10 protein-coding genes and 1 tRNA gene are annotated in these 12,139 nt (G+C 72.6%); 4 read left to right on the top strand and 7 right to left on the bottom strand.

What is annotated here, in order from left to right:
• Window positions 1–5 precede the first annotated feature (5 nt).
• From ACFZBD_RS29975 to ACFZBD_RS29955, 5 genes are all read right to left on the bottom strand, one after another.
• Window positions 6–596: a 50S ribosomal protein L25/general stress protein Ctc gene (locus ACFZBD_RS29975; RefSeq protein WP_391145626.1), complete on the bottom strand. Its 591-nt coding sequence runs from the start codon at window positions 594–596 to the stop codon at window positions 6–8.
• 247 nt (window positions 597–843) lie between these two features.
• Window positions 844–1,818, bottom strand: a complete 975-nt coding sequence (locus tag ACFZBD_RS29970) for a ribose-phosphate diphosphokinase (protein ID WP_365715868.1) — start codon at window positions 1,816–1,818, stop codon at window positions 844–846.
• A gap of 121 nt (window positions 1,819–1,939) precedes the next feature.
• A complete protein-coding gene (glmU, locus tag ACFZBD_RS29965; RefSeq protein ID WP_391145623.1) occupies window positions 1,940–3,388 on the bottom strand; it encodes a bifunctional UDP-N-acetylglucosamine diphosphorylase/glucosamine-1-phosphate N-acetyltransferase GlmU in 1,449 nt (482 codons plus the stop codon).
• A 113-nt stretch (window positions 3,389–3,501) separates the two neighbouring features.
• Window positions 3,502–3,572 (bottom strand) — tRNA-Gln (locus ACFZBD_RS29960).
• Between the two features lie 6 nt (window positions 3,573–3,578).
• Window positions 3,579–4,451 (bottom strand): hypothetical protein, encoded by an 873-nt coding sequence (locus ACFZBD_RS29955; RefSeq protein ID WP_391145620.1) that lies wholly within the window; start codon window positions 4,449–4,451, stop codon window positions 3,579–3,581.
• A gap of 154 nt (window positions 4,452–4,605) precedes the next feature.
• On the opposite strand from ACFZBD_RS29955, the gene ACFZBD_RS29950 reads away from it, so the two are divergent.
• Window positions 4,606–5,931, top strand: coding sequence for a histidine kinase (locus tag ACFZBD_RS29950; RefSeq protein WP_391145618.1), 1,326 nt, complete (start codon window positions 4,606–4,608; stop codon window positions 5,929–5,931).
• Window positions 5,932–6,031: 100 nt separating this feature from the next.
• Here the strand turns inward: ACFZBD_RS29950 and ACFZBD_RS29945 are convergent, their stop codons facing one another.
• Both ACFZBD_RS29945 and ACFZBD_RS29940 read right to left on the bottom strand, forming a co-directional pair.
• Complete coding sequence (locus ACFZBD_RS29945; RefSeq protein WP_391145615.1) at window positions 6,032–6,523, bottom strand: SUKH-3 domain-containing protein; 492 nt, start codon at window positions 6,521–6,523, stop codon at window positions 6,032–6,034.
• 10 nt (window positions 6,524–6,533) lie between these two features.
• The gene (locus tag ACFZBD_RS29940; protein ID WP_391145613.1) at window positions 6,534–7,043 is read right to left on the bottom strand and encodes a YwqJ-related putative deaminase; all 510 of its coding nucleotides are present in this window, start codon (window positions 7,041–7,043) and stop codon (window positions 6,534–6,536) included.
• 244 nt (window positions 7,044–7,287) lie between these two features.
• On the opposite strand from ACFZBD_RS29940, the gene ACFZBD_RS29935 reads away from it, so the two are divergent.
• The 3 genes from ACFZBD_RS29935 (at window position 7,288) to ACFZBD_RS29925 (ending at window position 12,053) form a co-directional block, all read left to right on the top strand.
• Entirely contained in the window at window positions 7,288–8,274 is a 987-nt protein-coding gene (locus ACFZBD_RS29935; protein ID WP_391145610.1) for an HNH endonuclease, read from the top strand.
• A gap of 7 nt (window positions 8,275–8,281) precedes the next feature.
• Entirely contained in the window at window positions 8,282–10,945 is a 2,664-nt protein-coding gene (locus ACFZBD_RS29930) for an SUKH-4 family immunity protein (protein ID WP_391145609.1), read from the top strand.
• Between the two features lie 148 nt (window positions 10,946–11,093).
• Window positions 11,094–12,053: a cellulose-binding protein gene (locus ACFZBD_RS29925; protein ID WP_391145606.1), complete on the top strand. Its 960-nt coding sequence runs from the start codon at window positions 11,094–11,096 to the stop codon at window positions 12,051–12,053.
• Window positions 12,054–12,139 lie beyond the last annotated feature (86 nt).

Below are 12,139 nucleotides of genomic sequence, written 5' to 3'. Positions count from 1 at the left end.
ACGGCTCAGGCCTCCGCGCCCTCGGTCTCACCCTCGGCGTCGGCGGCCGGCTCCTCGGCCTGCGCGGCCAGGATCTGGATGACGACGGCCTCGGGGTCGGTCGACAGCGTGGTGCCCTTCGGCAGCTCGACGTCCTTCGCGTGGATGGAGTCGCCGGCCGACAGGCCCTCGATGGAGACGGTGACGGAGGTCGGGATGTGCGTGGCCTCGGTGTCGACGGAGAGCGTGTTCAGCACGTTCTCGACCAGGAAGGCACCCGGGGCGAGCTCGCCCTCGGTCTCGACGACGACCTCGACGGTGACCGTCTCGCCCTTCTTCACCAGCAGCAGGTCGACGTGCTCCAGGAAGCCCTTCAGCGGGTCGCGCTGCACGGCCTTCGGGATCGCCAGCTCGGAGGTGCCACCGAGGTCCAGCGACAGCAGGACGTTCGGCGTACGCAGGGCAAGCAGCAGCTCGTGGCCCGGAAGGGTGACGTGGACCGGCTCGGTGCCGTGACCGTACAGAACGCCGGGAACCTTGTTCTCGCGACGGATACGGCGGGCAGCGCCCTTGCCGAACTCGGTACGCGTCTCAGTGGCGATCTTGACCTCGGACATATGCACTCCTCGTAAGCAGAAAAGGGACAGTCTGGCGGCTACCCGGCCACGACTGGCCTGCTACGAAGAGCGCGTCGATAACGGACCGCCGCACCACCACGGGTACGGCCTCCCTCGCCGAGCAACTACGGCAGTCTACTCGCCCACCCCCCGGCCACCCAACTCGATCACCACGAAGGGCCGCCCACGACGAAGGCCGCCCTCCCGCCACACGGGAGAACGGCCCACGCCCACATCTCGCCGAGGCCTACTGCTCCTCGAAGAGGCTCGTCACCGAGCCGTCCTCGAACACCTCGCGCACCGCGCGCGCGATCGTCGGCGCGATGGACAGCACCGTGATCTTGTCCAGCTCCAGCGAGCTGGGGTCGGGCAGCGTGTCCGTGAACACGAACTCGCTCACCTTCGAGTTCTTCAGGCGGTCCGCCGCCGGACCCGACAGGATGCCGTGCGTCGCCGTCACGATGACGTCCTCCGCACCGTGGGCGAACAGCGCGTCCGCCGCGGCGCAGATCGTGCCACCCGTGTCGATCATGTCGTCGACCAGCACACACACCCGGCCCTCGACGTCACCCACGACCTCGTGCACCGTCACCTGATTGGCGACGTCCTTGTCACGACGCTTGTGCACGATCGCCAGCGGCGCGTCCAGACGGTCGCACCAGCGGTCGGCGACCCGCACCCGGCCCGCGTCCGGGGAGACGATCGTCAGCTTCGCCCGGTCGACCTTCGCACCGACGTAGTCCGCCAGCACCGGCAGCGCCGACAGATGGTCCACCGGACCGTCGAAGAAGCCCTGGATCTGGTCCGTGTGCAGATCCACCGTGAGGATCCGGTCGGCACCCGCCGTCTTCAGCATGTCGGCGATCAGACGGGCCGAGATCGGCTCCCGGCCACGGTGCTTCTTGTCCTGACGGGCATAGCCGTACGACGGGATGATCACCGTGATGCTCCGGGCCGAGGCCCGCTTCAGCGCATCCAGCATGATCAGCTGTTCCATGATCCACTTGTTGATCGGAGCCGTGTGGCTCTGGATCAGGAAGCAGTCCGCGCCACGAGCCGACTCCTGAAAACGAACGTAGATCTCACCGTTCGCGAAGTCGAAAGCCTTGGTCGGCACGAGACCGACACCCAGCTGGTGTGCGACCTCCTCGGCCAGCTCGGGGTGGGCGCGGCCGGAGAAGAGCATCAGCTTCTTCTCGCCGGTCGTCTTGATCCCGGTCACAGCACTGTCTCCTCAGACGTGTTCCCTGGCCGCGACCAACGAGCTTTCGTGCGCGCGTGCGAGCCAGCCGAATTTATGTGCACGTATCACGGTACGCCGAGTTCGACGCACCTGTTTCCGGTCAGCCTTCGCCGCCAGGCCCCTCCACGGCCGCCTGAGCAGCCTGCGCGGCCGCGCTCCCCGGCCGCTTCCGCGCCACCCAACCCTCGATATTCCGCTGCTGGCCGCGGGCGACAGCCAGCGAACCCGCCGGAACATCCTTCGTGATCACCGAACCGGCAGCCGTATAGGCACCGTCCCCGATCGTGATGGGAGCCACAAACATGTTGTCCGACCCCGTCCGGCAGTGCGAACCGATCGTCGTGTGGTGCTTCGCCTCGCCGTCGTAGTTCACGAACACGCTCGCCGCACCGATATTGGTGTACTCACCGATCGTCGCGTCCCCCACGTACGACAGGTGCGGAACCTTCGTCCCGTCACCGATCGTCGCGTTCTTCATCTCCACATACGTCCCGGCCTTGGCCTTCACACCGAGCCGCGTCCCCGGACGCAGATACGCGAACGGCCCCACCGAAGCGCTCTCGCCGATCTCGGCCGAATCGGCGACCGTGTTGTCCACCCGCGCGCCCCTGCCGACCGTCGTGTCCTTCAGACGCGAGTTCGGACCCACCTCGGCGTCCTCGCCGATATGCGTCGTACCCAGCAGCTGCGTCCCCGGGTGCACGATCGCGTCCCGCTCGAACGTCACCGTCACGTCCACCAGCACCGACGACGGATCCACCACCGTCACGCCCGCCGTCATCGCCCGCTCGAGGAGCCGCCGGTTCAGCAGCGCCCGCGCCTCGGCCAGCTGCACCCGGTTGTTGATACCCAGGATCTCCCGGTGATCGGCGGCCACCGACGCACCCACCCGATGCCCCGCCTCACGCAGGATCGACAGCACGTCGGTGAGGTACTCCTCGCCCTGGCTGTTGTCCGTCCGCACCTTCCCCAGCGCGTCCGCCAGCAGCCGGCCGTCGAACGCGAACACCCCGGAATTGATCTCCCTGATCGCCCGCTGCGCGTCCGACGCGTCCTTGTGCTCCACGATCGCCGTGACCGCGCCACTGACCTCGTCCCGCACGATCCGCCCGTACCCGGTCGAATCCGGGACCTCCGCGGTCAGTACCGTCACGGCGTTCCCGTCGGCCGCGTGCGTGGCGGCCAGCTCCCGCAGCGTCTCCCCGGAGAGCAGGGGGGTGTCCCCGCAGACGACGACGACCGTGCCGTCGGGCGCCGCGCCCAGCTCCTCGAGACCCATCCGGACGGCGTGCCCGGTGCCGTTCTGCTCGTGCTGCACGGCGGTACGCGTACCGGCGTAGTGCGCGTCGAGATGCGCGGACACCTGCTCACGGGCGTGCCCGACGACCACGACGAGGCTCTCCGGCTCCAGCTCGCGCGCGGCGGAGACGACATGTCCGACGAGCGAGCGCCCGGCGATCTCGTGCAGGACCTTGGGAGTCTTGGACTTCATGCGGGTGCCCTCACCCGCTGCGAGGACGACGACGGCGGCCGGGCGGTTGGCGCTCACGGGAATGCCCTTCGGCTTCGGGTGGTGGACAACCGCAGGATACCGGGGGGTCCGGGGCCGGACATGAGTGCGGGTCCTGACCTCGGAGGTCAGGACCCGAACTGTGCAGGGTGCTCCCGGGGGAGGACTCGAACCCCCATGATCAGAACCAAAATCTGACGTCTTGCCCTTAGACGACCCGGGATGGGTGCTATGTCCGATCTCGCCGGACCGCCGCAGATGCAGCCCCTACTATGCCGCACCACGCCCCTTCGATGCGACGGTACAGATCCGCGCTCCGGCGGACACGCATCACCAGGCAGCCGTGATAGTCGTCGCCGACGTTCTTCCGGCGGGTCGTGGGGTTGTGCCGCTTGATCGTCGTCTTGCCGAACACCGCCGGGTCGACATCGACGAGATCGGCCCAGTGGCGCTTCGCGACCTCGGCGTCGGCGGTTTCGTGGATCATGACGAAGTAACTGCGGCGCGCGGGTTCGATGCCGAGCAGATCGAGCCAGGCGTGGAAGGTCCTGACCATGCCCGGGTCACTGTTGACGAACGTGACCCGCTCGCGGCGGGCGTACGGCTTGTCCTTGGCGCCCTCGGCCCAGTAGAGCCCCACGCCCACCAGGAACAGCTCGCGATCGGACAGCTCACCGATCCCGGCGGCGGCGACCCGCTTGGTGCGCTGCCGCTCCTCCTCGCGGCGCTGGAGCGTGACCTCCCAGCCCTTGCGGGCGATCGCCGACGCCTCCTCGGGGGTCCGCTTCCGCTCCGGCTTCGGGAGGTCCCGCACCCACAGTGAGATCGAGCTCTTCGAGCAGCCCAGCTCCAGCTGGATCTGGTCGTAGGTCAGGCCCTGGAGGCGCAGCTCCCTCGCCTTCGCGCGGAGGTCGTCCTTCGCCCTCGGGCGCTTCGTCCATTCCGGTGCGGGCTCGCCCCGCACGAGGCGCTGGAGGATGTCGTTGTTGTAGACCTGGAGGCGGTCGCGGATCCGGCGGAGGCTGAGGCCCTCGCGGCGTAGGGCGATCGCCTGTTCGCGCAGGGTCTCGAAGTCCGCGTAGCGGTTCGTTTCGGGTGTCATGGGGCCAGCGTTGTCCGGAATACGGACGTCCGGGTCGAAAGTGTGGGCGATTCAGTAGTTCGAGGGACTGCTCTGTGTGCGGCGTTGACATGCGGAACTTCGGGGTCCGGCGCTCTCCGGAAAACGGGTCGCCGTCGCCCGTAGTCTGGGAGTCATGACCGTAACGGGGGCGCACCAGGAGGCCACGGGTTCGACCGCCCGTGGGCCGTGGTGGTGGGAGAGACGGCGTGGCGCGGTGCTCGACATCGGGCTGGCCGTGGTGTCGGCGCTCGAGTGCGCGCTGGAGGGGGTGGCGTTCGCCGGGCAGGCGTCGCTGCCGGTGCCGGTGGGGGTGTTGTTCGGCCTGCTGGCGGGGTCCGTGCTGTTGGTGCGGCGGCGGTGGCCGATCACGGTGGTGCTGGTCTCGATCGCGATCACGCCGGCCGAGATGGGCTATCTGATGGGGATCGTCGGGCTCTACACGCTCGCCGCTTCCGAGGTGCCGCGCCGGATCACGGCGGCGCTGGCGGGGATGTCGACGGTCGCGGTGTTCCTGGTGACGGTGGTGCGGCTGCGGCAGGACGTGGCCCAGGCCGATGTGGATCAGCGGGATTTCGATCCGAGTGGCTGGTACGTCCCGGTCGTCTCGCTGTTCATGACCTTGGGGCTGAACGCTCCGCCGGTGCTGTTCGGTCTGTACATCGGTGCGCGGCGGAGGCTCATGGAGAGTCTGCGGGAGCGGGCGGACAGCCTGGAGCAGGAGTTGTCGTTGCTCGCGGACCGGGCGGAGCAGCGGGCGCAGTGGGCGCGGCAGGAGGAGCGGACGCGGATCGCGCGGGAGATGCACGACGTGGTGGCGCACCGGGTGTCGTTGATGGTGGTGCACGCGGCGGCGTTGCAGGCGGTGGCGTTGAAGGATCCGCAGAAGGCGGTGCGGAACGCGGCGCTGGTGGGGGACATGGGCCGGCAGGCGTTGACGGAGTTGCGGGAGATGTTGGGGGTGCTGCGGGAGGGGGCGGCTCCGGCTCCGGCGGCGGTGCCGTTGGCGGCGGTGGGTCTGGCGGCCGCGGCGGCGGCGGAGGCGGCTTCGGAGGACGGGCCGTGTCTGGACGCGCTGGAGTCGTTGGTGGAGCAGTCGCGGCAGGCGGGTGCGGTGGTGGAGCTGGTGGTCTCGGGGGAGGTGCGGGTGTACGGGGCGGAGGTGGAGCGTACGGCGTACCGGGTGGTCCAGGAGGCGTTGACGAACGTCCACAAGCACGCGGCGGGGGCGAGGGTCGTGGTCCGGTTGGCGCACCGGGGTGGCGAGGTGGCCATGCAGGTGGAGAACGGCCCGTCGGACGGGGCGGCGACGGGCGCGGATCTGCCGAGCGGGGGGAACGGCCTGGTGGGGATGCGGGAGCGTGTGTCGCGTCTGGGGGGCGTGTTCGTGTCGGGGCCGACGGACGCGGGCGGTTTTCGGGTGTCGGCGGTGTTGCCTGCGCCTGAGGAGCGGGCTGCGTAAGGCGCGTCGGGGCAGGCCGGAGGGCTGCGCGGCGCGGGCCCGTCGGCCCGCCGTTCGGTCGGCCCGCGGCCGGTGGGCCCGCGTTCGGCCGGTCGGCCGTTCAGCCCGTGACGAGTCGGGCCGGTTGCACCCCGGTGACCAGGGTGGACAGCGCCGTGTCGATGTCGCGGCCGAGGAACCAGTCGCCCGTGTGGTCGAGGCTGTAGACCCGCCCCTCCTGGTCGATCGCGAGGACCGCCTGGTGGTCTCCCTCTTCGCCGAGCGGGGCGATCCGGGTGTCCAGCGCGCGGCCGAGGTCGGCGAGGGTGCGGGCGATGTGGAGCCCGGCGAGCGGGTCGAAGCGCACGGTGGCCGGGGCGATCTGGCGTCCGGCGCCGGGGGCCGTGAGGCTCAGGCCGCCGAATTCGGCCCAGGCCTCGACGGCGGCGGGGAAGACGTGGTGGCGGTGGCCGGCCGGGGAGACGTGGGCGCGCAGCGTGTCGGCCCAGTGTTCGGCGAGCTTGATGTCCCAGCGGCCGGGCTGCCAGCCGGCCTCGCGGAGGGCCGCGTCGACGTTGACCGGGAACCGGGTGGTGCTCAGGTGGTCGGGCATGGAGGTGCGGTCAGCCGTTCTCGACAGTCGAGGTGGGGTCGACGGTGCGGACACCGAAGTGGGCGAGCATCGCCGTACAGGAGCGGCAGGGTGCGGCGTAGCTGCCGTGGAGGGGGTCGCCGTCCTCGCGGATGCGGCGGGCGGTCAGTTTGGCGTGCTTGAGCGAGCGGCGGGCCTCGCTGTGGGTGAGGGGCTTGCGCTGGGCGCGCTTGGAGCGCGCGGAGTCGGTCGCCGAGAGGTGGCGGGAGAGCAGGATCGCCTCGGGGCAGCGGCCGGTGAAGCGTTCGCGCTGGCCGCTGGTGAGGGTGTCCAGGAAGTCCTGGACGAGGGGGTGCAGGGCGGGCGGCCGGTCGCCGCGGCCGGCGGTGCAGGTGAGGGTCTCGCCGCGTACGGACAGGGCGGCGCCGACGGTGGGGAGGATCCCGTCGCGGCGGAAGCGCAGTAACGGTGCGCGCGTCGGTTCGGTGCTGCTCCAGTTGAGGCGTGGGTCACCCTGTGTGGGCGTCGGTGCTGCGTACATGGTGCGTTTCTTCCCCTCCTGCAATCCCCCGAGTTGCGGGAACAGACTGCCAAATGGGGCACCTCCTGGGGAAGCGGGGCACGGAAACACGCCGACGGTGTGTCGTAACTATCGCCGGTGCGTCATCCGGTCGTGACAGTTGGTCACGGGGTGTGGTCGTGGCCGTATCGGGCCGGGTCGGGGGGTTGTGGCAGCGCTTAGGCTGTGCGGAATCAGCCAGCAGCCAGCGCAGGGGGCATCCGCCATGACGACAGGTCGGCTCGGGCAGTCAGCCGCGCCACCGAACGCGGCCTACGCCGGGCAGGTCGTGCACTTCCCGGACCCGGTCCGGGCTTCCCGGCATCCCCGAGGGGTGCGGGTGGACGAGCAGGGCTACCCGGACTTCTCTCCGTACGCCCGCGCGGCGGCGGAGATCGCGGAGCCGCCGGAGGGGTTCGGCGTCGACGAGCTGCGGCTGACGGACTACGTGTCGGCGAACGCGGCGCTGGCGGCGACGGGTCACGCGTTGTGGGACACGATTCCGGCGGTGGCGACTCCGCACGGCTGGACGTGGCACCACGTGGCGGGCGGCCGGCGGATGGAGCTGGTGCCGGTCGAGGTGAAGGCGTTGCTGCGTCACCACGGCGGGGTCACGACGGCGGCGGTGGACCAGACGAAGCGGGGGACGCGTCCCCTGCAGGAGACCCGGCCGGCGCACTTCGCGGTGCCGAAGGGCCGCGTCGCGGTGTCGGAGCAGCAGCTGCTGGGTGTGGAGGAGGACCTGGGGTACCGCCTGCCGGGTGCGTACCGCTCCTTCCTGAAGGCGGCGGGCGGGTGCGCGCCGGTGGGCGCGGCGCTCGACGCGGAGCTGGGGCTCCTGCTGGACCAGCCGTTCTTCACGGTGCGGGAGGAGGCGGGGGTCAATGACCTCGTGTACGTCAACAAGTGTCTGCGGGACCACCTGACGAAGGACTACCTGGGTGTGGCGTTCGCGCAGGGCGGGATCGTCGCGGTGAAGGTGAAGGGCGATCGGGTCGGGTCGGTGTGGTTCTGCGCGTACGACGACGCGCGGGATCAGGACGGCTGGACGGTGCAGGAGCGGGTGGAGCGGTTGCTGTTGCCGTGCGGTGAGGATTTCGATGTCTTCCTGCAGCGTCTGGCGGGCAATCCGCCGGAGCTGGAGACGGTGGCGAACCTGATGGTGGACGGCGGGTTCGCCCGTGCGGTGCCCGTGGTCCCGGTGGGGGAGTGAAGTTTCTGTGGTGACGTTCGCGCAGGCGCAGGAGCGCGCCGAGGAATGGGTCAACGGTGACGTGCCCGCCTACCAGCACCGGGAGGTGCGGGTGCGGGAGTTCGGTCTGGGGTTCGTGGTGTGGGCCGAGGACCGTGAGGAGGGTCCGCGGTCGGACGGCGGCCGTCAGCGGCTGGTGATCGCGCGGGACAGCGGTGAGGCCACGCTGTGGCCGGGGCTGCCGGTGGGCGAGGTGATCCGGCGGTACGAAGAGGAGTACGGGGCTTCGGAGGAGTCGGGTCCGGCCGCCGCGGCCGCGCCCCCGGAGCGGGTGGACCTGAACCAGACGTCGTTCCTGTTGAGTCCGCCGGAGTGGTTGCAGGACGCGGCGGACAAGCTGGGCCTGCCGCCGAAGGCCGCGGGCGCTTCGCAGGCGGGCGGCGGCCCGGCGCCGGAGGACGTGGCCGGGGGCATGGCGGAGAGCACGCCCGAGCGGGCGCCGGAGGGTCCGTCGCAGGGCGGGGCCGCCGGTGCGCCCGCGGCGGCGGCCGATTACGAGCCGACCGCTCAGGACGGGGTGCCGGCGCGGTCGCCGGGCGACTCGTGGGCCGATGTGAGTGTCGGCGGCGCGGCCGGTGCCGGTGGTACGGGTGGCGGTTCGGCGAGCCCGTGGGCGGACGCGAACGCGAGCTCGGGCGGTGCGGAGGGTTCGGTGCCGCTGCCGGCGACGGTCTTCGCGCCGCCGCTGTCGGGCGCGGACGACGACGACACGCCGCCGCCGGTGGTGGGTGCCGACGCTCCGACGGCGCTGATGTCGGGGGGCAGTGCGCTGCCCGCCACGGCGATCGCTCCCCGGCTGGATCCGCACGCCCCGAGGCAGGAGGGCCCCGGGACGGGGGCGCCTTCGACGCCGGGGGCGGGCGGTCCGGGGGGACCCGCGGCTCCGGGTGTGCCGGGTGTTCCTGGTGTGCCGGCCGGTGCCGGTGGGCCGGGGGCCGTTCCAGGTGGCGGGGCGACCCCGCCCCCGGGTGCTCCCGCTTCTCCCGCCGGGTCCGGAACCGGAGGTGCCGGTACGCCGGCGTCCGGGACCTCCGCCTCGGTCGGGGACATCGCGGACGCCGCCACGAGCAAGGCCGCCCTGCCCCCGCGCGCCTCGCGGGGCGGGGGCAGCACGACGCCTCCGCCGCCGCAGGCGCCGGGTGTACCGGGCGCCCCCGCCGGGGGTTACATCCCGACCCAGCTGGTGGCGCAGCTCGGACCCGACGGGCCCGTGCCCGCCGGTCCGCCCGGGGCCCCGACGCCGCCCGGTCCGCCGACGCCTCCGCGGCCGGTGGACCAGGCCGCGACCATGCTCGCCAACCCGAACCCGAGCCAGGGTGGCCCCGGCACGCCTCCGCCGCCGCCCGCGCCGCCCGGCGCGCCCGGCACACGGGGCGGCGGGGTCGAGCACGCCGCGACGATGCTGGCCCATCCGAGCCAGGGCGGTCCCGGCGCCCCGCCGGCGCCGCCCGGTCCTCCGGGCGCCCCCGGTGCGCCCGCTGCCCCGGGTGCGCCCGGAGCGCCGGGTGTCCACCACGCGGCGACGATGCTCGCGCAGCCCGGTCCGGGCGGCCCGGGTGCGCCCGGTGGCCCGGCCGCTCCGCCGCCGCCCGCGCCGCCCGGACCCGTCGGGGGTGCCGTGCCGCCGCCGGCGTACGGCTATCCGCAGCAGCCGGCCGGTCTGCCGACCGTCGGCCCCGGCTACCAGGCCGTGCTGCGCTACCGCGCGCCCGACGGATCGGAGGCGCAGATCATCCGCCGGTCCGCTCCCGGCACCCCGCACCCGGAGTGGCAGATCCTGCACGAGCTGCGCGCCATGAACGTGCCGCCGCAGCAAGTGCTCGAACTGCACACGGAGTTGGAGTCCTGTGAGCTGCCCGGCGGCTACTGCGCCCGGATGATCCGGGAGACCTGGCCGCAGGCGCGGATCACGAACATCGCGCCGTACGGCACGGATCACTCCAGCCGGCAGCAGGGCATGCGACAACTCCTCACGCACCAGGGTGAGTTGCATCAGGTCGCGGACGGCCCGGCGCGTCCGGCGCCGGTCCGCGCCCCGCTGCCGCAGGTGCAGCCGCTGCCGCCGGTCCCCCCGGAGGGGGTCGCGCAGGAGCTGGCCGGGGCGTTCGGTCCCGGTATCTGCCGGTTCGACCAGCGGGCGGTGTCCCGGCAGGGCGTGCCCGAGGTGGTCGCGCTGACGCTGGTCTGGGCGGGCCTCCCGGCCGACTTCGGGCCGTTCTTCTGGGCCCAGCCGGCCCAGCCGGTCGTGCCGACGCTCGCCGAGCTGGCGGCGCAGCGGCAGATCCAGCCGGCGTCGGACGCGGGGTCGTACCTCGTGATCGGCTCGGACTTCGGCCGGGCGATCTGCGTGCAGTACGGCACCGCGCACATCGTCGCCGTGCCGGTGGAGGCCGGTCCGGGCGGGCAGCCGGTGCCGCCGCAGTTCGTGAACAGCGGGTTGCCGGAGTTCACCCGGTCCATGGCTCTGCTCGGGCGGATGTGGCGGTTGCGGTTCGGGCTCAACCCCGAGCAGGCGGGCCGCTGGACGGTCGACTTCCAGGCACAGCTGGCGATGCTGGACCCGGCGGCGCTGGCGTCCCCGGACAGCTGGTGGTCCGTGCTCCTCGAGCAGATGTGGGACGGGCTCCTCTAGGACCTCCCCCGGAGCGTGCCATCGGAGCGTGTCCGGAAAGAGCCTGTGTGATCGAAGGCGCCCGACGTGTACGTCACGTCGGGCGCCTTTTGTCCTGCCGGATGCCGCATCCTTGGAGGGCCAGCCATCACCGGAAGGGGCGTCAGGAATGAGTTTCGCCGTCGGACGGGGTCGCGGATACCGCCCCGCGCAGGTCGACCGATACGTCACCTCCCTCTCCGGCGAACGCGACGACGCCCGGGAGCGCGAGGCCCGGCTCGCCGCCCTGGTGGAGGAGCGGGAGGCGGAGGCGGCACGGCTGGCGGAGGTCGTGGCGGGGCTCGCGCCGCAGCGGTACGACTCGCTGAGCGAACGGGCCCGCCGGATTCTGGAATTGGCCGAGGCCGAGGACGAGGAGCTGGTCCGGGAGGCGGAGGCGCGGGCGCAGGCCCTCGGCGATGAGGCGCGGGCGGCCGGCCGGGCGACGGCCGACGCGGCCCGGGCGTACGCGGAGAAGACGCTCGCGGACGCGGAGGCCGCGGCCGAGGCGGTCCTGGCGGCGGCCGGAGCCGAGGCGGAGGAGCTGCGGGACCGGGCGCGCCGGGAGGCGGAGGGGCTGCGGGGTGAGGGCCGGGCCGCGCTGGAGGAGACGCGGCGGCGGGCCGAGGCGCTGCTGGCCGGGCAGCGGCGGAAGCAGGCGGCCCGCACGGAGGACGAGGACCGCGCGGCGGCGGCCCGGCAGGCGGAACAGGAGGCCGGGCACACCGGGCTCCTCACCGGGGCCGAGGCGCGTCTGGACGAGGCGAAGCGGGCGTACGCCGTGGCGGAGGAGAACGCCCGTCACGGCCAGGAGGACGCGGAGGCGCGGGCGGCGGAGATCCTCGCGGAGGCGAGGATGCGTCAGGAGCGGGCGGAGCGCGAGACGGAGCGCTTGCTGCGCGAGCACCAGGAGGCCCGGGAGGAGATCCTCGCGCACATGGACCACATCCGGACGTCCCTGGCGGCGCTGACGGGCCGGGTCGCCCCGGCGCGCGACCAGGACGAGGCCGAAGACCCGCGGCGGGACCGGGAGCAGGACCGGGCCGGGGTCGAGGACCGGGACCGCCGACGGGAGACGGGGGTGCGCTGACGGTCCCCGTGCCGAGACGGCGGCTCCGGAGGCAGGGGCCTAAGGCGCGGGCCAGGCGTCGCCGGCCAGGCGGGACTTTCCCGACA

The organism is Streptomyces sp. NPDC008121, from assembly GCF_042957155.1.
Taxonomy (GTDB): Bacteria; Actinomycetota; Actinomycetes; order Streptomycetales; family Streptomycetaceae; genus Streptomyces.
Note: the sequence above shows the minus strand (reverse complement) of the source record. Positions and strands in the feature narration are given on the sequence as shown.